General features: G+C 74.5%; 19 protein-coding genes. 10 read left to right on the top strand and 9 right to left on the bottom strand.

Annotated features, from left to right (window positions below; all coding sequences use genetic code 11):
- The 5 genes from GPA02_RS00970 (at position 1) to GPA02_RS00990 (ending at position 4,764) form a co-directional block, all read left to right on the top strand.
- Complete coding sequence (locus GPA02_RS00970) at positions 1 to 474, top strand: tRNA (cytidine(34)-2'-O)-methyltransferase (protein WP_156197968.1); 474 nt, start codon at positions 1 to 3, stop codon at positions 472 to 474.
- Between the two features lie 5 nt (positions 475 to 479).
- A complete protein-coding gene (locus GPA02_RS00975) occupies positions 480 to 1,478 on the top strand; it encodes an aminoglycoside phosphotransferase family protein (RefSeq protein WP_162457667.1) in 999 nt (332 codons plus the stop codon).
- Positions 1,479 to 1,525: 47 nt separating this feature from the next.
- Complete coding sequence (locus GPA02_RS00980) at positions 1,526 to 2,842, top strand: AI-2E family transporter (protein ID WP_156197970.1); 1,317 nt, start codon at positions 1,526 to 1,528, stop codon at positions 2,840 to 2,842.
- Positions 2,839 to 3,495: a spermine/spermidine synthase domain-containing protein gene (locus tag GPA02_RS00985; RefSeq protein ID WP_156197971.1), complete on the top strand. Its 657-nt coding sequence runs from the start codon at positions 2,839 to 2,841 to the stop codon at positions 3,493 to 3,495. Before GPA02_RS00980 ends, GPA02_RS00985 begins: the two co-directional genes overlap by 4 nt.
- A 174-nt stretch (positions 3,496 to 3,669) precedes the next feature.
- Positions 3,670 to 4,764, top strand: a complete 1,095-nt coding sequence (locus GPA02_RS00990) for a 3-deoxy-7-phosphoheptulonate synthase (RefSeq protein WP_156197972.1) — start codon at positions 3,670 to 3,672, stop codon at positions 4,762 to 4,764.
- Here the strand turns inward: GPA02_RS00990 and GPA02_RS00995 are convergent.
- From GPA02_RS00995 to GPA02_RS01005, 3 genes are all read right to left on the bottom strand, one after another.
- Positions 4,757 to 8,041 carry an error-prone DNA polymerase gene (locus tag GPA02_RS00995; RefSeq protein ID WP_156197973.1) on the bottom strand — a complete coding sequence of 1,095 codons (3,285 nt, stop codon included), beginning with the start codon at positions 8,039 to 8,041 and terminating at the stop codon, positions 4,757 to 4,759. The two genes, GPA02_RS00990 and GPA02_RS00995, sit on opposite strands and share 8 nt — an antisense overlap.
- Positions 8,038 to 9,570 (bottom strand): HNH endonuclease, encoded by a 1,533-nt coding sequence (locus tag GPA02_RS01000; RefSeq protein ID WP_204986456.1) that lies wholly within the window; start codon positions 9,568 to 9,570, stop codon positions 8,038 to 8,040. Before GPA02_RS01000 ends, GPA02_RS00995 begins: the two co-directional genes overlap by 4 nt.
- A gap of 275 nt (positions 9,571 to 9,845) precedes the next feature.
- On the bottom strand, positions 9,846 to 10,826 hold the full coding sequence (locus GPA02_RS01005) for a GlxA family transcriptional regulator (protein WP_156197974.1): 981 nt from the start codon (positions 10,824 to 10,826) through the stop codon (positions 9,846 to 9,848).
- Positions 10,827 to 10,942: 116 nt separating this feature from the next.
- Here GPA02_RS01005 and GPA02_RS01010 point away from each other — a divergent pair, with 116 nt between their 5' ends.
- Positions 10,943 to 11,890, top strand: coding sequence for an NADP-dependent oxidoreductase (locus tag GPA02_RS01010; RefSeq protein ID WP_156197975.1), 948 nt, complete (start codon positions 10,943 to 10,945; stop codon positions 11,888 to 11,890).
- A 96-nt stretch (positions 11,891 to 11,986) separates the two neighbouring features.
- Here the strand turns inward: GPA02_RS01010 and GPA02_RS19060 are convergent, their stop codons facing one another.
- Together GPA02_RS19060 and GPA02_RS01020 are read right to left on the bottom strand one after the other, a co-directional pair.
- Complete coding sequence (locus tag GPA02_RS19060) at positions 11,987 to 13,729, bottom strand: family 43 glycosylhydrolase (RefSeq protein ID WP_204986457.1); 1,743 nt, start codon at positions 13,727 to 13,729, stop codon at positions 11,987 to 11,989.
- A gap of 207 nt (positions 13,730 to 13,936) precedes the next feature.
- Positions 13,937 to 14,875: an META domain-containing protein gene (locus GPA02_RS01020; protein WP_156197976.1), complete on the bottom strand. Its 939-nt coding sequence runs from the start codon at positions 14,873 to 14,875 to the stop codon at positions 13,937 to 13,939.
- A 114-nt stretch (positions 14,876 to 14,989) separates the two neighbouring features.
- Here GPA02_RS01020 and GPA02_RS01025 point away from each other — a divergent pair, with 114 nt between their 5' ends.
- Positions 14,990 to 15,364, top strand: coding sequence for a helix-turn-helix domain-containing protein (locus GPA02_RS01025; RefSeq protein WP_156197977.1), 375 nt, complete (start codon positions 14,990 to 14,992; stop codon positions 15,362 to 15,364).
- Positions 15,365 to 15,371: 7 nt separating this feature from the next.
- On the opposite strand, the gene GPA02_RS01030 is transcribed toward GPA02_RS01025, so the two are convergent.
- From GPA02_RS01030 to GPA02_RS01040, 3 genes are all read right to left on the bottom strand, one after another.
- A complete protein-coding gene (locus GPA02_RS01030; protein WP_156197978.1) occupies positions 15,372 to 15,977 on the bottom strand; it encodes a ClpP family protease in 606 nt (201 codons plus the stop codon).
- Positions 15,974 to 16,528: a ClpP family protease gene (locus GPA02_RS01035; RefSeq protein ID WP_156198140.1), complete on the bottom strand. Its 555-nt coding sequence runs from the start codon at positions 16,526 to 16,528 to the stop codon at positions 15,974 to 15,976. Before GPA02_RS01035 ends, GPA02_RS01030 begins: the two co-directional genes overlap by 4 nt.
- A gap of 179 nt (positions 16,529 to 16,707) precedes the next feature.
- Complete coding sequence (locus GPA02_RS01040) at positions 16,708 to 17,631, bottom strand: siderophore-interacting protein (RefSeq protein WP_156197979.1); 924 nt, start codon at positions 17,629 to 17,631, stop codon at positions 16,708 to 16,710.
- Between the two features lie 61 nt (positions 17,632 to 17,692).
- On the opposite strand from GPA02_RS01040, the gene GPA02_RS01045 reads away from it, so the two are divergent.
- The 3 genes from GPA02_RS01045 to GPA02_RS01055 are packed head-to-tail and all read left to right on the top strand — an operon-like array spanning position 17,693 to position 21,405.
- Positions 17,693 to 18,433: a DUF1345 domain-containing protein gene (locus tag GPA02_RS01045; protein ID WP_156197980.1), complete on the top strand. Its 741-nt coding sequence runs from the start codon at positions 17,693 to 17,695 to the stop codon at positions 18,431 to 18,433.
- The gene (locus tag GPA02_RS01050; protein ID WP_156197981.1) at positions 18,430 to 19,626 is read left to right on the top strand and encodes a winged helix DNA-binding domain-containing protein; all 1,197 of its coding nucleotides are present in this window, start codon (positions 18,430 to 18,432) and stop codon (positions 19,624 to 19,626) included. The genes GPA02_RS01045 and GPA02_RS01050 overlap by 4 nt, the downstream gene beginning before the upstream one ends.
- Before the next feature lie 30 nt (positions 19,627 to 19,656).
- Positions 19,657 to 21,405 (top strand): nuclease-related domain-containing DEAD/DEAH box helicase, encoded by a 1,749-nt coding sequence (locus tag GPA02_RS01055; RefSeq protein ID WP_240133804.1) that lies wholly within the window; start codon positions 19,657 to 19,659, stop codon positions 21,403 to 21,405.
- On the opposite strand, the gene GPA02_RS01060 is transcribed toward GPA02_RS01055, so the two are convergent.
- A complete protein-coding gene (locus tag GPA02_RS01060) occupies positions 21,350 to 23,269 on the bottom strand; it encodes a heavy metal translocating P-type ATPase (RefSeq protein ID WP_156197982.1) in 1,920 nt (639 codons plus the stop codon). The two genes, GPA02_RS01055 and GPA02_RS01060, sit on opposite strands and share 56 nt — an antisense overlap.
- Positions 23,270 to 23,301: the final 32 nt, after the last annotated feature.

Consider the following 23,301-nt stretch of genomic DNA (forward strand, 5'->3'; position numbering starts at 1 on the left):
ATGTTCCACGTCGTCTTCTACGAGCCGAGGATCCCGCCGAACACCGGCAACGCGATCCGGATGACCGCGACGACCGGGTGCACGCTGCACCTCGTCGAGCCGCTCGGCTTCGACCTCTCCGACGCCAAGCTGCGCCGGGCGGGGCTGGACTACCACGACCTGGCGAACGTCGTCGTGCACCCCGACTGGGAGGCGACCCTGCGGCACCTGCGCGAGCGCGGGACCGGCCGCGTGCACGCGTTCACCGGCCGCGCCACGACCCACTTCCACGAGGTGGCGTACCAGCCCGGTGACGCGTTGCTGTTCGGGCCCGAGCCGGACGGGCTGCCCCCGCACGTGCTCGACGACGAACGGCTCACGGGCCTCGTCCGCATCCCGATGCTGCCGGGCATCCGCTCGCTCAACCTGTCGAACTCGGCGGCCGTCGCGGTGTACGAGGCGTGGCGCCAGCACGGGTACGCCGGGTTAGCCTGACGCGCGTGCAGACGCCCGACGCAGCACCACCGCAGCCGCCGCTGACGTCGCCGTTCCCGGTCCCGCACGCGCTCACCGGGCCAGGTGGCGCCGGGTCGACACCGGCGGGAGCCGCCTGGGTCGCGACGCTCCCGCAGCTCGTCGACCGCGCCGTGCAGCGATGGGGGCTGCGGCTGGGCGCACCCTTCGGCGTGGGCACCGCGTCGTGGACGGCGCCGGGTGTGCTGCCCGACGGCACCCCGGTCGTGCTGAAGATCAGCTTCCCGCACGACGAGGCCCGCTTCGAGGCCGTGGCGCTGGCCGTGTGGCGCGGGTCGGCCGCCGTCGAGCTGCTCGACCACGACGCGCAGGACTGGGCGCTGCTGCTGCGCCGCGCCCACCCCGGCACCCCGCTGCTGGCCTCACCGCTCGGGCCGGAGGAGCGCATCGACGCCTGCACCGGGGTGCTCGCGAACCTGCACCTCGCACCCGAGGCCGACCTCGGCGTCCCGCTCCTGCGCGAGGTGTGCGCCCGCTGGGTGGCGACGGCGTCGGACCGCGCGGCGCGGTGGGCGCCGGTGCTCGGCGACGCCGGCCCGCTCGTCCGTCGCGGCATCGACCAGCTCGCGGCCTTCGCGGCGGACTCCGCGGCCCCGGCGGTGCTGCTGCACGGCGACCTCAACCCGGGCAACCTCATCCTCGACGACCCCGGCACGCCGCACTGGCTCGCGATCGACCCGAAGCCGATGGTCGGCGACCCCGCCTACGAGCTGTGGCCGGTGCTCAGCCAGGTGGACGACCCCTTCGCCCGCGCCGACCCGCTGCCTGTGCTGCTGCCGCGGCTGGAGCGCGCGTGCGCGACGTTGCGGCTGGAGCCGCGGCGGGTCGCGGCGTGGGCGCTCGCGCGGACGGTGGAGTCGGTGCTGTGGCGGCTGGACACCTGGCCGGGCGAGGACACCCGGCCGCAGGCGCTGGCCGGGCTGCGCGAGGCGGCGGTGTGGGCCGCCGTCGCCGAGGGCGGCTGAGGCGCGTCCCGACCCGTCACGGCCCTCACAGGGGGCAGACTGACAGCATGAAGCTGCCGACGATCCTGCGGCGAGCATCGCGCGCGACGCCCAGCACGACCGCGGCACCGCAGCCGCGGCCGCGCCCGGTGGAGCGACCGCGCGCCGCGCTGCGGTCGCCGTCGCGCGGCCCGGTCCACAAGGTGCAGCGGCTCCCGGAGAACCACCTCCGCAAGGACGACAGCGGCGACGACGCACCCCGCTGGATGCGTCGCGCCGCCGGCATCTCGTGGCGGCTGCTGGTCATCCTGGCGGTCGTCGTCGTGCTGGTCTACGCGACCGCGCGGATCCAGCTGGTGTTCGTCGCGGTGTTCCTCGCGCTGGTGTTCACCTCGGTGCTGCGCCCGCTCGTCAACCTGCTCGACCGCTGGATCCCGCGAGGGCTCGCCGTGCTGGCGTCGCTGCTCGCGGCCATCCTGGTCATGGGCGGCATCGTCACGTTCGTCGTGCAGTCGGTGCGCGGCCAGTGGGAGGACCTCTCCGAGGAGTTCAGCGCCGGCATCCAGGACCTGCTGAGCCAGCTCGAGCACCTGCCGTTCGGGCTGTCGGTCACGACCGAGCAGATCCAGGAGTGGATCGCGCAGGGCGAGGAGTGGATCCGCGAGAACCAGGACCGCATCATCGACCAGGCCGCCACCGGCGCCGCGGAGGGAGCCGGCTCCCTGTTCCAGGGGTTCGCCATCCTCGCGCTGGCGACCTTCTGCACGGTGTTCTTCCTGGCGCGCGGCTCCCAGATGTGGGAGTGGTTCGTCAACCAGCTGCCGGCACGGGTGCGCGAGAAGTGGGTCGTCGGCGGCGAGGTCGCCTGGTACACGTTCTCGGGCTTCGCCCGCGGCACCGTGCTGGTCGCGCTCGCCGACGGCATCCTCGCCGCGATCATCCTCACCGTGCTCGGAGTGCCGCTCGCGGCGCCGCTGGCCGTGCTGGTGTTCATCGGCGCCTTCATCCCGCTGGTCGGTGCGCCGGCCGCGATGGTGATCGCGATGATCGTCGCGCTCGCCACGCAGGGTCCGCTCATCGCGATCGTCGTCGGCATCGGGATCGCCCTGATCGGGCAGTTCGAGGGCCACGTGCTGACGCCGCTGATCATGGGCAAGCAGGTCTCGCTGCACCCTGTGGTCGTGGCGCTCTCGGTCACCTCGGGCACGCTGGTCGCGGGCATCCTGGGCGCAGTCATCATCATCCCGATCGTCGCGGTGATCTGGGCGGTCTACGCCAAGCTCCGCAACGTCGACCCCCCGATGAGCACCGACGAGATGTCGGCGATCAAGGCGAAGGTCATCGCCGCACGCGACCACGCGACCGGCAAGGACCGGCCCGCGTGACGACCGTCGCGCACGCGACCTCCCCGCGCGGCGAGGTCGCGCTCACGACCAGGGACGACGGCGCCGTGCTCGAGCTGCGCGTCAACGGCACCTTCGTCATGGACACACACGAGACCTCGAGCGAGCGTGCGCTCGCGCGCGCGGCGCTGGCCGCGGTCGCCGACCCGGCGCGCGTGCTGATCGGTGGTCTCGGGCTGGGCTTCACGACGGCCGAGGTGCTCGCCGACCCGCGCGTGCGCGCCGTCGACGTCGTCGAGATCGAGGAGGCGGTCGTCGGCTGGATGCGCGACGGCACGGTCCCGCACGGGCCCGAGCTGCTGGCCGACCCCCGGGTCACGGTCCACGTGGCCGACGTCCTCGCCCGCCTCGCCTCGGTCCCGCCGGCGGGCTACGACGTCGTGCTCCTCGACGTCGACAACGGCCCCGACCAGCTGGTGCACCTGCGCAACCGCTCGCTGTACGAGCGTGGCGGGCTCGCGCTCGCCCGCCGTGCGCTCGCGACAGGGGGCGCCCTGGTCGTGTGGAGCGCCCACCCGTCACCGGGGTTGGAGACCGAGCTGCGCACGACGGTGGGGTCGGTGCGGGTGCAGCGGGTGCCGGTCGTTCTCGCGGGGCGAGACACCGAGTACTGGGTCTACGCCGCCGTGCGGTAGCCTCGCCGCGTGATCATCCGTCGTTCGTGGCGCTATCGCGTGGTGGCTCTGGAGGGGCCCCTCGCGAGCTGAGCGTCGCGCACGACCCCATCGGAGCCACCGGGCAGGGACCACACGGTCTCTGCCCGTCGCCATGTCAGGCGGGCTCTGAGCGGTCCGCCGGGAAGGACCGTCATGACCGTCACCCCTCTCGTGGAGGGCCGCAGCCGCACCTCCGACGTGCACGTCGTCGAGGTCGAGCCGCTGCCCAGCCCGCGCGAGCTGCTCACCGAGCTGCCCGCCGGCGAGGCGGCGCTCGCCCACGTCGAGCGCTCGCGCGACGCGGTGCGCGCCGCGCTGCTCGGCGTCGACGACCGGCTCGTGGTCGTCGTCGGCCCCTGCTCGATCCACGACCCCGGGGCGGGCCTGGAGTACGCGCACCGGCTCGCCGGTGTCGCGGAGCGGCTGCAGGACCGGCTGCTGGTCGTCATGCGGACCTACTTCGAGAAGCCGCGCACGACCGTCGGCTGGAAGGGGCTCATCAACGACCCGCACCTCGACGGCAGCCACGACATCGCGACCGGGCTGCGGCGCGCGCGCCGGTTCCTGCTCGACGTCGTCGGTACCGGGCTGGCGACCGCGACCGAGTTCCTCGAGCCGGTCAGCCCGCAGTACCTCGCCGACCTCGTCGCCTGGGGCGCGATCGGGGCCCGGACGGCGGAGAGCCAGATCCACCGCCAGCTCGCCTCGGGGCTGTCGATGCCGATCGGGTTCAAGAACGGCACCGACGGCAGCCTCGACGTCGCGATCGACGGCACCGTGGCCGCGGCGTCGGCGCAGTCGTTCCTCGGGATCGACCCCGACGGCCGCGCGGCACTCGTGCGCACCTCGGGCAACCCGGACGCGCACGTCATCCTGCGTGGCAGCAGCAGCGGCCCGAACCACGGGCCGGAGCACGTGCGCCAGGCGGCGGACCGGCTGCGGGCCGCGGGTCTGCCGGCGCGGCTGATGATCGACGCCTCGCACGGCAACAGCGGCAAGGACCACGTGCGGCAGCGCTCGGTCGCGCTGGAGATCGCGGCGCAGGTGCGCGAGCAGCGCGCGCACGGCGAGCCGACGATCGCCGGTGTCATGCTGGAGAGCTTCCTCGTGGGCGGCGCGCAGAAGCTGGACCCGCGGCCCGGGCACCCGGAGCTCACCTACGGTCAGAGCGTCACCGACGCCTGCATGCCCTGGGAGACGACCGAGGAGGTGCTGGAGCACCTGGCGGAGGCCGTCGCGCTCACCTGAAGTCCCGGGACCGGCTGGGCACCCGCAGGCTGAGGGCGTCCAGCCGCTCGGCCATGAGGTTCGTGACGCCGTCGGCGTGCTCGACGGTGCCGCGGACGACGAGCGCCGCGCTCGTGCGCGCGACCTTGCGGTGCCGCGCCCACACCTCGGCGCTGCAGATGACGTTGAGCAGACCGGTCTCGTCCTCCAGCGACAGGAAGGTCACCCCGCGTGCCGTGGCGGGGCGCTGCCGGTGGGTGACGACACCGGCCACCCGCACCCGGCTGCCCGAGCCCGCCCCCGGCACCTGCGCGATCGTCAGCACGCCGTCGGCGGTCAGCTCCTCGCGGCGGAACTGGGTCGGGAAGGAGTCGGTCGACAGGCCGGTGGCCCACACGTCGGCGACCGCGCGCGTGACGTCGTCCATCTCCGGCAGGTCGGGGACGTCGAGCCCGGTCGCGGTGAACGGCAGCGGCTCCTGCACGTAGCCGCGGTGCCGCTGCCCGCTCTCCCCCGCGAGCGCCCCGGCGAGCCACAGCGACTCGCGACGCGACCGGTCGAAGCTCGCCAGCGCCCCCGCGGTGGCGAGCGCCTCGAGCTGGGCGGCCGACAGCCCCACCCGGCGCGAGAGGTCCGCGACGTCGGCGAACGGCGCCCGCTCGCGCGCGGCGACGATCCGCTCGGCGGCCTTCTCCCCGATCGTGCGCACGGGTGCCAGGCCCAGGCGGACCGCGAGGTCGCCGTCGGGCATCCGCTCCACGCACGCCTGCACCTGGGAGGAGGCGACGTCCGCGCGCTCGACGCGCACCCCGTGGCGGGTGGCGTCGGCGACGAGCGACGCGGGCGAGTAGAAGCCCATCGGCTGCGCCGCGAGCAGCCCGGCGTAGAACGCCTCCGGGTGGTGCACCTTGAGCCAGGAGCTGGCGTAGACGAGGTAGGCGAAGGAGAACGCGTGCGACTCGGGGAACCCGAAGTCGGCGAACGCCTTGAGCTTGTCGTAGATCTGCTCGCCGATCTCCGGGCCGATGCCGCGCTCGGCCATGCCGTCGAGCAGCCGCTGGTGCAGAGCCTCCATCCGCTCCGCCGACCGCTTGGAGCCCATCGCCCGGCGCAGCTGGTCGGCCTCGCCGGGGCTGAAGCCCGCGACGTCGATCGCGATCTGCATGAGCTGCTCCTGGAACAGCGGCACGCCGAGGGTCTTCTCCAGCGCGGGCTCGAGCAGCGGGTGCAGGTAGGTGACGGGCTCGCGGCCGTTCTTGCGGTTGATGAACGGGTGCACGCTCTGGCCCTGGATCGGCCCGGGCCGGATGAGCGCGACCTCGACGACGATGTCGTAGAAGCAGCGCGGCCGCAGCCGCGGCAGGGTCGCCATCTGGGCGCGCGACTCCACCTGGAACACGCCGACGGTGTCGGCGGCGCACAGCAGGTCGTAGACCGCCGGGTCCTCCTGCGGGATCGAGTGCAGCCCGACGTCGACGCCCTCGATCTCGTTGACCCACGTGAACGCGAGCCGCAGCGCGGTGAGCATGCCGAGCCCCAGCAGGTCGAACTTCACCAGGCCCGCGTCGGCGCAGTCGTCCTTGTCCCACTGCAGCACGGTGCGGCCGGGCATCGTGGCCCACTCGACGGGGCAGACGTCGATGACGGGACCCGCGCACAGCACCATGCCGCCGGAGTGGATGCCGAGGTGGCGCGGCAGCCGCAGCATCTGCTCGGCCATGTCGACGACGTGGGCGGGGATGTCGTCGGTGTCGCCGTCGGCGGCGGCGTCGACCTCGGCGCTGGGCGTCCAGGGCCCGTCGCGGCGCAGCCGCTCCTGCTCGCTGAGCCGCTCGGTGGCGGGTGGCCGCGGGGTCCGGGTGGGGCGCAGGCTCCCCCACCGCTCGATGCCCTTGGACCAGGCGTCCTGCTGGCCGGTGTCGTACCCGAAGGCCTTGGCGGCGTCCCGGACGGCGGAGCGGGGCCGGTAGGAGATGACGTTGGCGACCTGGGCGGCGTGGCTGCGGCCGTACCGGTCGTAGACGAACTGGATGACCTCCTCCCGACGGCGTGACTCGATGTCGATGTCGATGTCCGGGTAGCCGGCGCGCCCCTCGGAGAGGAACCGCTCGAACAGCAGCCGGTGCTGCACGGCGTCGACGGCGGTGATGCCGAGCGCGTAGCAGACCGCGGAGTTCGCGGCGCTGCCGCGGCCCTGGCAGAGGATGCCGCTGCGGCGGCAGAAGTCGACGATCTCGTGGACGATGAGGAAGTAACCGGGGAAGCCGAGCCGTTCGATGACGCCCAGCTCGTGCTCGATCATCGCGTAGGCGCCGGGGACCCGCTCGGCCTCGCGCGGCCCGTAGCGCTCGCGCGCGCCGACCTCGGTGAGGTGCCGCAGCCAGCTGGCCTCGGTGTGCCCCTCGGGGATCGGGTGCGGCGGCAGGTCGGGCGCGACGAGCTGCAGGTCGAAGGCGCACTCCTGGGCGATCTCCACGCTGGTGGTCAGCGCGTGCGGGTGGCGCCGGTGCACGTGCGCCATCTCCAGCGGCGAGCGGATGTGCGCGGCGACGGGTGGCAGCCAGCCGTCGAGCTCGTCGAGGCTGCTGCGGGCGCGGACCGCCGCGAGGGTGTCGGCGAGCGGCTGGTGACGCGGTGCCGCGCAGTGGACGTTGCCGGTGGCGACCACCCGCACCCGGGCCGCGTGGGCGAGGTCGACGAGCACCTCGCAGCGGGCGGCGTCGAGCGGGGCACCACGGTCGGTGATCTCGACCGCCACGTTGCGGCGACCGAACATCTCGACCAGTCGCTCCAGCTCGGCCCGCGCGGCGGGGACGTCCCACGCGCCCGGCGTCGGCTCCAGCGCGCGCCGGACGGCGCCCTTGCGACACCCGGTGAGGATCGTCCAGTGGTCGCCACCGGGTCCGCCGGCGTGCTCGGCGAGCTCCTCGAGCCGGTAGTCCGCCTCGCCCTTGCGCCCGGTCGCGAGGTGCGCGGTGGCGATCGCGCGCGAGAGGCGCTTGTACCCCTCGGCCCCGCGGGCGAGCACGAGCAGGTGCTCGCCCGCAGGGTCGGGCATCCCGGTGGGCCGCATCGGGGAGTCGAGGCTGAGCTCGGCGCCGAACACGCTCGGCAGCCCCAGGCCGCGTGCCGCCTCGGCGAAGCGCACGACGCCGTAGAGCCCGTCGTGGTCGGTGAGCGCGAGCCCGGACAGACCCCGGCCGACCGCCTCCACCACGAGCTCCTCGGGCTGGCTGGCGCCGTCGAGGAAGCTGAACGCCGAGTGCGCGTGCAGCTCGGCGTACCCGGGGGTGGTCATGCCGCCCGCCAGCGGGAGAGCACCTCGGCGAGCACGGCCTCCGACGGCGAGGGCTCGGGGTCGGGGGCGGCTCGCAGGTGCAGCCCCACCGCGGGTCTGTCCCCCGCACCCGGGCCCGGCGCCCCTCGCGCGAGCCGACCGCCCGGCAGAGCGGGCGCGTCGCCGACGTAGCGGTGACCGGTGGGGGTCCGGGTGACCACCCGGTGCGTCGCGCCCGGGCCCGTCTGCGCCGCGGCCGACCACCCGGGCGCCTGCTTGGCGTAGTTGTGCGCCTCGCACAGCGCCTGCAGGTTGTCGTGACGGGTGGCACCGCCCTCGGCGACCGCGGTGACGTGGTCGACGTGCCGTGCCGGGGCGTCGCACCACGGCATCCGGCACGAACCGCCGTCGCGCAGGCGGACCAGGTCGGCCAGCCCGGGCGGCACCGCTCGCGAGCGCGCGTCCATCCCGACCAGCGCCCCGCTGCGCGGAGCCCGGTACAGACGTCGTACGAACGCTCCCGCCGCGCCTCCGTCACCCTCTGCACCTGGCCCGCGTCGCCCGCCGGCCTCGCTGCCCGCACGTGCGGCGGCGTCGGCGACGATCCGTCGTGCGACATCGGCCGGGACCGGCCCGTACCCGGGCAGCCACCCGGGCTCGTCGCCGCCGTGGAACAGGGTCGTGTCGGTCATGACGAGATCGACGAGCACGCCGGGCGGGGCACCCTCCTCGGCGCCGGTGACACGCGCGACCAGCGCATCGGCCATCACCTGGCCGCGCGAGCGCTCGTCACCAGCCGCGCGTGCGGCGGCGGCCCGCTCGGTGAGCGCGCGGTAGGCGGCCACGCCCTCGGCGACCGGCAGCAGCGCCGTCAGGTAGGCCATCGCATCGGGCGCGGGCCGCAGCGTCACCCGACGCTCCTGCGCCGCGCGCCCCTGGCGCCGCACCACGGCGGCCGGGTCCTCGCGACTCGCCCACGCGCGGGCAGCCGCCCCCACGGCGCGGTCGCCGAGCCCGCTCAGCACCGCGGGGTCGCCGCAGAGGTCCGCATCGAGCCGGCGCCGGTCGGCACCCTCGAGGCAGTCGGACTCCTTGACCAGCAGCATCGCCCGCCACGGCGTCAGCCGGCCCGCGGCCAGCCCGGCGAGCGTGTGCGGCATCTGCGTGCACAGCGCACGTGCGAACCCCAGGAAGGCGCGACCGCGGTAGGCGGACTCCTGGCGCGCCAGGCCCACCTCGGCACCGACGCCGCGCCCGCGACGCTGCGCGGGCACCCCCGCAGCGGCCTCCTGCGCGCGCCGGACACGGTCCAGCTGCACGGCCGCACGCGCCGACACCGCCTCGGCGGCCGCCACCAGTGCGGCGGCCGCGCTCATCAGCTCGACGAGCGAGGTCCCGGGGTCGGCGTCGCCTGCCACCAGCGTGCTCGTGGCCGCGCGACCGAGCACGGACGCCTGCTGGCGCATCCCCGCCACCAGCTCCTCCGGCGTGGGCACGGACGCGCCGAGCACGGTTGCCGCCGCACCCCCACCAGACGCTCGTTCGAACATGTGTACGAGGATAAACCTCGCCACCGACATCCGTCACGGTGACAGGCACAGGGCAGGCACAGGGCAGCGCCGTCCGGCAGCGCCGTCCGCCGTGACGGCGAGAGGCCGCCGCGCGCGGCGGGGGCTCGATTGGGGGCGGGCACGACGGGCGGGTGGCCTCGACGGGGCTCAGCGGGCGCTGTGGGCGCTGCGGGCGCTGCGGGCGCTGCGGGCGCTGTGGGCGCTGCGGGCGCTGTGGGCGCTGTGGGCGCTGTGGGCGCGATACCACCGCCGGCTCAGGACGCCGCCCCGGACTCCGGCGCGCGGTGGGCGCGGCGGTAGGCCAGGGGCGACAGGCCGACCTTGGCGTAGAAGTGCTTGCGCAGCGCGACAGGGTCGCCGAAGCCGCAGGCGGTGGCGACGCGCGCGACGGGCAGCTCGGTGGTCTCCAGGAGCAGGCGCGCGTGCGCGAGCCGCTGCTGCGCCAACCACTTCTGCGGGCTGCTGCCGACCTCGCTGCGGAAGCGGCGCGTGAACGTGCGCACGCTCATGTGCGCGCGCCTCGCCATGTCCTCCAGCGTGATCGGCTGGGCCAGGTTGTCCAGCACCCACTGCCGCGTGGCCGACGTCGAGCGGTCGGTGTCCTGCGGCACCGGGTGCTCGATGAACTGTGCCTGCCCGCCCTCGCGCCACGGCGCGACGACGCACCGACGTGCTGCCGCCGCGGCGACGGCCGCCCCATGGTCCAGGCGAACCAGGTGCAGACACAGGTCGATGCCGGCCGCGCCGCCGGCGGAGGTGAGGATGCGGCCGTTGTCGACGAACAGCACGTTGGGGTCGACCTCGACCTGGGGGAAGAGCCGCGCCAGCCTGTCGCACAGCGCCCAGTGGGTGGTGGCCCGCCGGCCGTCCAGCAGTCCCGCGGCGGCGAGCAGGAAGGCTGAGGTGCACAGGCTGACGATGCGGGCCTGCGGACCGATGCGGTCGAGCGCGGCTGCGACGTCGTCGGGCAGGTCGCCGGTCGCGAGCAGCTGCTCGCTGGGCTCCTGGGTGGCGATCACGACCGTGTCGGCGCTCTCCAGCAGCGACTCGTCGTGGTCGACGACGATCGCGTAGTCCTCGTGGGTGCGCACCGGCCTCCCGCCGATCGAGCAGGTGGCGACCGAGTACAGACGGGTGCCGTCGGGCTCGCAGGCCTCGTTGAGCACGCGGGCCGGGATGCCCAGGTCCAGCGGCAGCACGCCGTCGAGCGCGAGGACGGCGACGCGATGCACCATGGCCGGAATTGTACGGTAGCTGACCCTCCGGCCACTCACTCCGCCACCCGGTTCTCGGCCACTCTCTCGTGCAGCCGGGGACGACGACCCCGGCACCGAACGTGAAGGAGGACATGATGCGAGCCGTCACGATCAGGGAGCTCGGCGGCCCCGAGGTGCTGACCGTGGAGGACGTGGACCGCCCGGAGCCGCTGCCGACCGAGGTCCTGGTGCGCGTGCACGCGGCCGGGGTCAACCCGGTGGACTGGAAGACCCGGGCGGGTCAGGGCATGGCCGCCCTGCAGACCCTCCCGCTGGTCCTCGGCTGGGACGTCTCGGGCGTCGTGGAGAAGGTCGGCTTCGGCGTGCACACGCTCGAGCCCGGCGACGAGGTCTACGGCATGCCGTGGTTCCCCCGCGCGGCCGGCGCGTACGCCGAGTACGTGACGGCGCCGAGCCGCCAGTGGGCCCGCAAGCCGGCCACGCTCGACCACGTGCACGCGGCCGCCGTGCCGCTGGCCGCGCTCACCGCCTGGCAGATCCTGACCGACACCGCCCACGTGCAGGAGGGTCAGCGCGTGCTGGTGCACGCCGCTGCCGGCGGGGTGGGCCACCTCGCCGTCCAGCTCGCCCGCCACCTCGGCGCCCACGTGATCGGCACGGCCCGCGCCGAGCGCCACACCTGGCTGAAGGAGCTCGGCGCCGAGGAGACGATCGACTACACGACCACCCGGTTCGAGGACGTCGTCGACGGCGTGGACGTCGTCGTCGACCTGGTCGGCGACGGTCGGGACCGGACGAGCACACGCTCGCTGCAGACGCTGCGCCCCGGCGGTCTCCTGGTGGCCGTGCCCGGCGGCGTCTCCCCCGAGCTCGCCGAGGCGGCCCGTGACGCCGGGGTGCGCACCAGCGCGTTCCTGGTCGAGCCGGACGGCCCGGCGCTCGCCACGATCGCCGGCCTCGTCGACGCAGGCCACGTCCGGGTCGAGGTGGAGGAGACGTTCCCGCTGGAGCAAGCCGCCGCGGCGCACGAGCGCGGCGAGACCGGCCGCACCCGCGGCAAGCTCGTCCTCACCGTGGACTGACGCGAGCGCGCGCCGCGCACGGGACCGAGCCTCGGTCCCGTGCCGGCCGTCTCACGAACGATCGGCCGCGCGCGGCCTCGTGAGCACTGTCGCCTGCTACTCCTCCACGCCCGCCGCGAGCCGCTCGGCGAGCGCGAGGTCGCCGCCCTCCGGGCTGACGCCGACGCGCCAGGAACCTCCGGCGTAGCGACCCGGCTTCCAGCTCAAACCCGCCCAGCTCATGACGAACTGTGACGTGATCGTGCCGACCTTGGCGTTGAACCAGCGGTTGTACTCGGCCCACATGCTCCCTGGCCGGTAGGCCGCCGCCACGGTCATGCTGCCGTCGGTGGCGACGATGTAGCGGCCGAGGCCCCCGGCGCTCGTCCCCGGTGCGCGGTCGGGGTCGACGTCGTCGCCGACCTGCGGCAGCGCTGTGCCGAGGCTCCACCCGCCCTCCATGACGACGCCGGAGAGCTCGTCGGCGACCTCCCACGCCATCGTCGTGTCGAACCAGTCGGCCGCGAGCGCGAACGTCCAGTCGGCCGTGACCGGTTCGCCCCCGAACGGGATGTCGTGCAGCGTGACCTCACCGCGACGCCGGTCGAGGGTGATGCGCCTGGCCGCACCCGCGCGCGGCGAGTCGCCGTAGCCGCCGACGGCGAGGTACGGGCGGGTGCCGCGGAAGCCGTCGTCGACGAGGTTGGGACCCCCCGGAGTACGCAGCGCGACGACACCGCACCACGGCGAGGCCTGCACGTCGAGCTCGTACGACGGCCCCGCGGCACGGACGCCGGTCCGGGTCTCGGTCGCGTCGAGGTCGAGCTCGGCGAGGTACAGGCCGTTCTGCCCGACGCCGCTGTGCGTCACCCACCAGCGTCCGTCGTGGCGGACGACCTCGGGCGCGTGCACCCGGATCCGCCCCACCCGGTCGTCGCGATCGAAGCGGAACGGGTCGTCGCTCCGGATGACATCGGTGCTGCTGTAGCTGTGGTACCCGCCCTCGTACCCGCCGGTCGGGCCGACGAACAGGTAGTAGGCGCCGTCGTGCTCGACGACGAACGGCGACTCCGTGTCGCCGGCGACGTCACCGTACTGCGGCGCCTCGTAGACGATCCGGCGCTCGCCCCAGCTGCGCAGGTCGGCGCTCGTCCGGCACGCCACGACACGTCGGCTGAACCGCTGGTTCTCGGTGGCGCAGTAGTACATCACCCACTCGTCGCCGACGCGCAGCACCATCGGGTCGCGCGCCTCCCAGCCGTCGGCGAACAACGCGCCGTCGGGATCGCGCTCCCAGTGCCACAGGTCGGTCGAGGTCGCCACGCACATGATCGCGTTGGCGTCGTCCGGTCCGCCGCCCGCGTAGAACATGTACCAGGTGCCCTCGTGCTCGACGACGTGCGGCGCCCACAGGTGGGTCTCGCCGTAGTCGGGGTCGGCGCTGAGGACCGGGGCCTCGGTGACGAACGGTCCGTGCAGCGACGGCGCGGTGGCGTGGCTGAGGAACTGCTCGCCCGTGTGGCCGCTCTCGGGGAAGGCGATGCCGAACATGTGCCAGGTGCCGTCCGGCCCCTCGACGAGAGCGTGGTCGTTGACGTGCCAGGCGACGTGCTGCCCCTGCGCCGCGTCGTAGACGCGCTCGAACCGCCCCGTCCTCACGGTCCGCACCCGCTCCCGGTACTGGGTGACCTCGACGTCGTCGTACTCGAAGCCCTGCCCGGTCGGTAGCCGGGTGGCGACCTCCTCGCGCGGGGCGGCCGCAGCCGTGGACGTCACCGAGGCCGCCGAGGCGGCACCGGCGATCGTGAGGACACGGCGCCGGGTGACGCCGGTCGGTGTCTGCTGCTCGGGCGTCGTCATCGATGCTCCTCGCCTCTCGGCTCGCGGGTCGTCGATCGGGCGCGGCGTCGGCGCCGTCGCCAGTAATCGTTTTCTCGACCCTACGGAGCGTGACGGCGCCGGTCACCACCCGGGCCGAGGCGTGAGCGCCGCTCCGGCGACCTGCACCACCCGCACGGTGTCGCACCGCACCGCACTCCGCGGCCAGGCAGGACCCGACCGCAGCGTTCAGCCGCGCACGGCCTCCGTCAGCACCGAGCCGTCGTCGGCGAGGAACGCCAGCCGGTCGCCGTCGACGACGAGCCAGGCGGCCTGGGCGAGCGCGGCGGCGAGGCTCTCGCCGTCGCACGCCATCAGCGTCTGCATCCCGGTCGTCGCGAGCACGCTGCCGTCGCCCGCGAGCGCCCAGCGGCCCGCGGTGCCGTTGCAGCCGTCGGAGCCGGTGTAGGTCCCGTCGTCGGCGAGCTCGAGGAACGGCTCGGTCTCGTAGGTGGTCGCCGGCACCCAGCGGCCGAGGACCCCGTCGTAGGAGGCGGGTGCGAGGTCGGCCGGCGGCGTCGGCACGGCGTCGAGCTGGGCCACCTGCTCGTCGTCGAGCGCGGGCTGCTGCCGGTAGGCGTCGTCGACGTCGTCCCGGGCAGCGGGCTCGCCGTCGACCGTGAGGGTCACGTGCTCGATCCCGTCGGCGTCGATCAGCGCGATCCCGTCGCCCGCGGGCCCGTAGGCGACCGAGGCCTCGAGCCAGGCGGCCGCGTCCGCGCCGTCGCACGAGCCGGACCACCCGTCCACGGTGGCGAGCAGCGCGCCCGCGCGCGCCGTCCAGGTGCCGTGCAGCACGCCGCAGCCGGCCCACACGGTGACCTCGCCGGGCGAGAACGGCGAGCCGATCTGGACCCAGGTGTCCTCGGTCGGCGCGCCGTCCCCGGTCACCCGCCACAGGCCGACCAGCTCCGACGGCGCGGGCACCTCGGCCGGCATGATGCCGCCCGCCGCCCCGCCGCCCGCTGCACCGCCGCCCGCGCCGTCGTCCGCCACGGCTCCGTCCGCACCGTCGCCCACGCCGTCGTCTCCCCCGCTGCCCGCCGGCGCACCCGCGCACGCAGCGAGCACCGCGACGCTCGCCACCGAGGCGAGGAGTCCGACCGTCCTGGTTCCACGTCTGCTCATGTCCCCTCCATGTGGCGTCCAGGCCCGTCGTTGCGCAGGTCCGCGAGCGCGGCGCAGCGTTCGCCCGCGACGAACACCCGTGCGCCGACGACGTCCGCCGCCTAGGTTGCCGACATGGCGGAGGTGATCCGGTTCCCCGGGACGCGCGAGGTCGTCGCGCCGCGGCGGCTGCTGTGGCGCGAGGCGATCGGTCACGAGCTGCGCCGCGAGAGGCACGCCCAGGAGCGCACGCAGGGCGACGTCGCGGACGCGGCCGGCATCTCGACGCAGTACCTGTCCGAGCTGGAGCGCGGACGCAAGGAACCGTCCTCGGAGATCCTCGAGGCCGCCGCCGGCGCGCTCGGGCTCGACGTCGGCGCGCTCGCCCGTCGTGCCGCCGACGTGATCGCCCCGGTCGTCGACCTCACCGAGGCCGCGGCGCACCGCGCCGCCGGCGACGACGCCGCGCCGGCGGCCCGGCCCGACGGCCCGGTGCTCCTCGCCGCCTGAGCCGGAGTCAGGCGGCGGGCAGCAGCTTGCGGCTCTCGATGACCTCGTCGACGACGCCGTAGGCCTGCGCGGCGTCCGCCGGCAGCACGAGGTCGCGCGCGGTGTCGGCCGCGACCTGCTCGACGTCGCGGCCCGTGTGCCGCGCGAGGATCGTGTCGAGCTGCTCGCGCGTGCGCGCTACCTCCCGCGCCGCCAGCATCAGGTCGGGCAGCGTGCCGCGGCCACCGGACTCCGGCGGGTGCAGCAGCACCCGCGCGTGCGGCAGCATCCCGCGCCGGCCCGGCGCGCCCGCGGCGAGCAGCAGCGCCGCGGTCGAGGCCGCCTGCCCGACGCATATCGTCGAGATCGGCGCGCGCACGAACTGCATGGTGTCGTAGATGGCGAGGCTCGCGGTCACCGAGCCGCCCGGGGAGTTGAGGTAGAGCGCGATCTCGCGGTCCGGGTCGGCGGACTCCAGGTGGATCAGCTGGGCGATGACCGTGTTGGCCACGCCGTCGTCGATCTCGGTGCCGAGGAACACGATGCGGTCGCTCAGCAGCCGCGAGTACACGTCCGCCGCACGCTGACCGGTCGGGGTCGTCTCGACGACGCTCGGGATCGTGTAGGAGCTCATGCGAGCACCCCCGCCCGGCGCCGTGCGCCCAGCCGCAGCACGTCCGGGCCGTCGACGATCGCGTCGACGAACCCGTAGGCGAGCGCCTCCTCGGCGGTGAACCAGCGGTCGCGGTCGGAGTCGCGGCGGATCCGCTCGACCTCCTGGCCGGTGTGCTGTGCCGTCAGCTCGGTCATCACCTTGTTGACGTGCTCGAGGTTCTCCGCCTGGATCGCGATGTCGATCGGCGACCCCTGCAGCCCCGCCGAGCCCTGGTGCATGAGGATCCGCGCGTGCGGCTGGGCGTAGCGCTTGCCCGGTGTGCCGGCCGAGAGCAGGAACTGCCCCATGCTCGCCGCCAGCCCGGTCGCGACCGTGACGACGTCGTTGCCGATCATCTGCATGGTGTCGAAGATGCCCAGCCCGGCCGAGACCGACCCGCCCGGGGAGTTGATGAGCAGCGTGATGTCGGCTCGCGGGTCCTCCGCCGCGAGCAGCAGCAGCTGGCTCGTCAGCCGCCGCCCGATCTCGTCGTCGACCTCCTGCGCCAGCACCAGGATCCGGTGCTGCATGAGGTTCTCGATCAGTCTGTCGTCCAGGTTCGGCACGGTGCCCTCCTCGTCGTCGGGTCACCACCGTGCCCCGCCCGACGGCGTCGGTCACCGGGTCTCTGCCGGGGGCAGATCTGCTGTGGGCAGCACGGCTGCCCCACGAGGGTCGACGAAACGCCGAAGGAGCTGGACGAGCCGAGTCAGCTCTCGGGTCGGCCGGCCCGCCAGTAACCCATGAAGGCGACCGAGCGGCGGTCGACGCCGTGCTCGCGCACGAGCGCGCGGCGCAGCCGCGTCACGACGCCGGCCTCACCGGCGAGCCAGGCGTAGAAGTCGCCCCGCACCGGCTCGGCCGGCACGTCCCACACGATCCCGTCGGGGTCGACGGAGTCGGCGTCGCCGGCCTGCTCCGCGGGCTGCGCCGGGTCGGCACCGAGCCACTGGTCGAGCAGGCCGCGCACGGCGGGCTCGACGAGGCTGCCGTGCGGGAGCCCGTCGCGGCCGAACCAGCGCACCTGCACGCCGGCGGGAGCGGCCACCTCGAGAGCGTCGGCGGCGTGGGGCACCTCGAGCAGCACCGCACCGGTCGCGGTCGCGGGCAGCCCTTCGAGGATCGCCAGCGCCGCGGGGACCGCGGTCTCGTCGGCCACCAGCAGGAACCGGTCGGTGCCCGGCGCGGGACGGAAGCCGGTGCCGCCGTAGGGGCCGCCGTGCACGAGGTTGGGCCCGCACAGCTTGACGCGGTCGCCGATCGAGGCCTGCGCGGCCCAGCGCGAGGCGGGCCCCTCGTCGCCGTGCAGCACGAAGTCGACGTCGAGCTCGCCCTCGTAGGCACGGACCCGCCGCGACGTGTAGGTGCGGACCGGGTTGCGGCGCGCCTCCTCGCGGGCCAGGAGGTCCTGGTACCAGCTGAGCCCGTCGGAGTCGCCGACGTCGAGCGAGCCGTCCGGGGCGGGCAGGATCAGCTTGACGCGCTGGTCGTCGCGGTCGTCGCCGAGGTCGGTGAGGTCCGGCCCGCCGAACGTGACGCGCAGGAAGCTCGGCGACAGCCGTTGCGTGCGGAGGACGGTCGCGTCGAAGAGCCGCCAGGCCTGCACGCTCGGACGCGTCGCTAGCTGAGTCATCGCCAATAAGGTTAGCCGTACCTCACCTAAAGGCGAAACCCGCTCCGCCTACGCTGTCGATGTGACGACGACCACGGGCGCCGTACCCCGATCGATGTGGCTGCTGTCCGACAACCGCCGCTCGACGCTTGCCCTGCTGGCGTGCCTGCCGCTGGCCGCGGGTGCGATCTGGTGGTTGCTCTCCTCGGACGTGCTGGGCGCGGCCGAGGCGAGCGTCGACGGCGTCACGCTGCTCACGGGCGTCACGGCCTGGACCGCGTTCGCGCTCGTGCACGCGCTGCTCACGATCGCGGCGTTCCGCGGTCTGCGCGGCGCCGCGCTGCACCGCGCCCTCACCGTCGACCCGCAGTGGCGGGCGCGCGGGCGAGGCGGGCGGCAGCGGCTGGTGCGGTGGCTGATGGGCACCGGGCCCTGGTCGTGGTCGGTGACGATGTCGCTGTTCGCCCTGGTCGTGGTCGTCGCGATGCTGCTCCAGCCGACGCTGCGCGCCACGACGGTCGCGCCGCTGCTCGCGGTCGCGATGGTCGCGCTGGCCTGGGTCGACGTGGCCCTCACCTACGCCGTCCACCACGCCCGGCTGAACACGACCGGCGAGGTGTACCGCTTCCCCGGCGAGCCGCCGGCCACGCTGCTCGACTACGTCTACATGGCGGTGGCGGTGCAGACGACGTTCGGCACCACCGACGTGCAGGTGATGCACCCGCGCGGCCGCCGGGCGGTCGTCAGCCAGGGCGTGCTCGCGTTCGGCTTCAACACCGTCATCATCGGCCTCGTCATCGCGCTGCTCGTGGGACTGACGTGACGGCACGGCCCTACACGCTCGACCAGCTGCGGCGGCTGACCCTGGCGCGACAGCTGCCGCGCGTGCGCGGTCGTGGCGTCGACGCCGTCGTCGAGACGTTCCGCGCCGTCGGGCCGATGCAGACGCAGACGGCGCGATCGACGTTCCTGGGGCTGGCGGCACGGCTGCCCGGGGTCACCCACGCCACGATCTCCGAGGCCTTCGAGCCGCACGCGCTCGTGCGCGGCAGCACCCTGCGCGGCACGGTGCACACCGCGACACCCGAGCAGCACGTGTGGTTGGACCGCACCACCCGGGTGGGCCAGCGCGCGCACTGGACGCGCGTCCTCGAGCTCGACGGCGTGCCCGTCGAGGACGTCTGGACGGGCATCGAGGCGTTCGCCACACCGTCCTGGCGCTCCGTCGACGAGCTCGCCGAGCACCTGCGCGGCTGGCTCCTCGAGCACGGCGTGCAGCCGACCGACCGGCTCGGGCAGCCGCTGGGCCGCTACCTCGCCTTCGGCCACGGCGGCCTCGTCCGACGGCCGCTCAGCGGCGGCTGGGAGGGTCAGGGCAAGGCTGCCTACCGCTCCGTCGCGGCGGCGCTCGACGACGTCGGTCACCCCGACGCCGCGCGGCTCGCCGCCCTGCGGGCGTCCAGCCACGAGGACGCGATGGACGCCGTCGTGCTGCTCCACCTGCGCAGCCACGGCCCCGCGACACGGCACGACGTGGCGTGGTGGTCCGGCCTGGGTCTGCGCGAGGTCGACGCCGCGCTGGCGCGGCTGGGCGAGAGAGTCACCGCTCGGGGCGGCCCGGACGACCTCACCTACTGGGACGTGGCCGACGGCGTGCCCCGCCCGGTCCGTGACGTCGGTACCCGCCTGCTGGCGGAGTTCGACGCTCTCATGTGCGGCTACGACCCGAAGGGGCGGGGGCGCTTCCTGACGCCGGAGCAGCACGCCACGCTGTGGAACCAGAAGAACGGGCTGGTCAGGCCACCGCTGCTGCACGCCGGTCGCATCGCTGGCTGGTGGCAGGCCGAGGGCAGCGGCCGGCGCCGTCGCCTCGTCGTCACGCCGTTCCCGGACGCACCGGCGCCGACCGAGGCCGACCTCGCCCCCGCCGTGGAGGCGGTCGCGGCGGCGATGGCGTGGGAGGTCACCGAGGTCGAGGTGGCCGACCCGACCCGCGATGTCGGCGCTCGGCCCTAGCCTCGGCGCACGCGAGCCGGAGGAGCAGGGGTGACGGGCACGGACACGAACGACGCGGCCGACGACGCGGCCGGGCCCTGGGTGTGGCCCGCGGAGCCGAAGCTCTCGAACGCCTCGGAGCGGCAGGTCTGGCAGGACCTGGTCGCACAGCTGCCGTCCGGCGCGTTCCTGCTCGGCAACCTGCGGCTGAGCGACCGCAACAAGAACCACGAGATCGACGCGCTCGTGCTGCTGCCGGGGCGCGGCGCCGTCGTGCTCGAGGTCAAAGGCAGCGGCGTCGCGTGGGGCCCGGACGGCTGGACCGTCATGCGTGCCCAGCACCAGGTGCGCGCCGACCCGGTCGACCAGGCCCGCACCGCGATGTACGCGCTGCGCAACCTCGTCGAGCACGACGCGCGGTGGGGCGGCCGGGAGCGGATCCGCTGGGCGCACGCCGTCGTCACGCCGTTCACACGGTTCGGGCCGGACTTCGCGCTGCCGGACCTGCCGCGCTGGATGCTGCACGACAAGGACGACCAGCGGTCCCTGGCGCAGCGGCTCGCCGAGCAGCTCGACCGCACCGAGCACGCCGACGCCCGGCGCCCGCACGAGGGCGACCTGGAGTTGGTCGTGGAGATCCTCACGCGACCCCGCGGGATGGCGGTCGACCGGCTCGCGGAGTCCGACGAGCGCGCTGCGGTCGCCGACCAGCTGACGATGGAGCAGGCCGTGCTGCTCGGCGCGACGCGGCTGCTGCGCCGGGTCGAGGTGCGCGGCGGGGCCGGCAGCGGCAAGACCGTGCTGGCGCTGCAGCAGGCCAAGGACCTCAGCCGCGGCGGCGCGGGCCGCTCGCGCGAGCGCGTGGCGCTGCTGTGCTACTCGATCGGGCTCGCCGAGCACCTCACGCGCGTGGTCTCGACGTGGGGGTGGAAGGAGCGGCCGGCGTTCGTCGGCACCTTCCACGACTTCGGCAGGCAGTGGGGTGCGCCGACCGGCTCCCGCACCGACAGCGCGTTCTGGGAGGAGCGGCTGCCCGCCGAGATGGCGCGGCTGGCCGCGCAGCTCCCGGACGCGCAGCGGTACGACTCGATCATCGTCGACGAGGCGCAGGACTTCGCCGACTCGTGGTGGCAGCCCGTGCTGAACGCGCTGCGCGACGAGCAGACCAGCGGGCTGTACGTCTACAGCGACGAGAACCAGCGACTGTTCGCCCGGTACGGCGAGCCCCCGGTGCCGCTGGTCCCGCTCGTCCTCGACCACAACCTGCGCAACACGCGGCAGATCCTCGACGCGTTCGCACCGCTGGCGCCGTCACGGATGCGACCCCGCGGCAGCGACGGCCCGGACGTGCGGTTCGTGCCCGCCGCGATCGACGACGCCCTCGAGGCCGCCGACGACGCCGTCGAGCGACTGCTCGACGAGGGCTGGCCGCAGCAGCACGTGTGCCTGCTGACGACGGGCAAGCGGCACCCGGTCCAGGTCGAGCGCGCGGCGGGCGACGACCAGGAGGCCTACTGGCGCACGTTCTGGGAGACCGATGACGTCTTCTACGGCCACGTGCTGGGCTGCAAGGGCCTGGAGCGCCGCGTCGTCGTGCTGTGCGTCAACGACGACGGCGCGCGCGAACGCGCCCGGGAGCGCCTCTACGTCGGGATGTCCCGAGCGACCGACGTGCTGGTCGTCGTCGGCGACCCGGAGGTGATCCGGGCGGTGGGCGGCCCGGAGGTCGCCCACCGCCTCGGGATCAGGGAGTCGTCGCGTCCGGACGCAGGTCCAGCCGACGCAGGAGCTGCGCGTTGAGCGCGACGACGATCGTCGACAACGACATGAGGACCGCGCCGGCCGACATCGGCATGACGAACCCGACCGGGGCGAGCACGCCGGCGGCGAGCGGGACCGCGGCGAGGTTGTACCCGGCGGCCCACCACAGGTTCTGCTTCATCTTCCGGTAGGACGCCCGCGAGAGGTCGACGACGGAGAGCACCGATCGCGGGTCGTCGCTGGCCAGGATGACGCCTGCGGAGCCGATCGCGACGTCGGTGCCCGCGCCGATCGCGATCCCGACGTCGGCCTGCGCGAGCGCCGGGGCGTCGTTGACGCCGTCACCGACCATCGCGACCCGGCGGCCCTCCCGCTGCAGCTCGGCGACGCTCGCGGCCTTGTCCTCGGGCCGGACGCCGGCGAAGTACCGATCGATGCCGAGCTCGCCCGCGACCGAGGCCGCCACCGACTCGGCGTCGCCGGTGATCATGACGACCTGGACGCCACGCCCGGCCAGCGCCGCGACGGCGGCCCGGGACTCGGGGCGGATCTCGTCGGCCAGTCGCAGCGCACCGACGACCGCGCCGTCGACGAGGACGTGCAGCACGGTCGCACCCTCGGCGCGCCAGGGCTCGGTCGCGGTGAGCGCGGCGACCCCCACCTGCTCCAGCAGGCGCGGCCCGCCGACCTGCACGGTGCGCTCCCCCACCCGTGCCCGGACGCCGAGGCCGGGCGCGGAGTCGAACCCCTGCGCGGGCTCGACCGTGAGACCGCGCTCACGGGCGGTGCGCACGATCGCCGCGGCGAGCGGGTGCTCGGAGTCGGCCTCCGCGGCCGCCGCGAGAGCGAGCACCGTGTCGGCGTCCTGGCCCTCGGCGGGCTCGACCGCGGTGACCGCCGGGGCGCCCTTGGTGAGCGTGCCGGTCTTGTCGAAGAGCACGGTGTCGACCGTGCGCATGCTCTCGAGCGCGAGCCGGTCCTTGACGAGGACGCCGCCGCGGGCCGCACGCTCGGTCGCGATCGACACGACGAGCGGGATCGCGAGGCCGAGGGCGTGGGGGCAGGCGATCACCAGGACGGTGACGGTCCGGACCACGGCCTGCTCCGGTGCACCCACCACCGACCACACGACGGCGGTGATCGCGGCCGCGCCCAGCGCGAACCAGAAGAGCAGCGCCGCCGCGCGGTCGGCCAGCCGCTGCGCGCGCGAGGACGACGCCTGCGCCTCGGCGACGAGCCGCTGGATCCCGGCCAGCGCGGTGTCACCACCCACCGCGGTCACCTCGACGCGCAGCCCCGAGTCGGTGGCGACGGTGCCGGCGACGACCTGGTCCCCGACCTGTCTGCGCACCGGCTTCGACTCGCCCGTGAGCATCGACTCGTCGACGTGCGCGCCGCCCTGCACGACCCGGCCGTCGGCGGGAACACGTCCACCCGGCCGCACCACGACGACGTCCCCCACGACGAGGTCGCCGGGCGCCACCGTGACGGTCTCCTCGCGCTCGACGCGCTCGGCCTCGTCGGGCAGCAGGGCCGCCAGCGAGTCGAGCGCCGAGGTCGTCTGCTCCAGCGACCGCATCTCCAGCCAGTGGCCGAGCAGCATGATGACGACGAGCAGCGCCAGCTCCCACCAGAACTCGAGCTGCTCGGCGAGCAGCCCGAGGCCGGCTCCCCACGACGCGACGAACGCGACCGTGATCGCGAGACCGATCAGCAGCATCATCCCGGGCTTGCGGGACCGCAGCTCGGACACCGCACCGGTGAGGAACGGGGCACCGCCCCAGGCGTACACGACCGTGCCGAGCACGCGCGGCACCCAGGTGGTGCCCTCGGGCACCGTGTAGCCGATCACCGCTGCGAACATCGGCGACAGCGCGACCACGGGCACCGCGAGCACGAGCATGATCCAGAACAGCCGCCGGAACCGCTCGACAC

It is taken from the genome of Actinotalea caeni (assembly GCF_009733795.1).
GTDB lineage: Bacteria > Actinomycetota > Actinomycetes > Actinomycetales > Beutenbergiaceae > Pseudactinotalea > Pseudactinotalea caeni.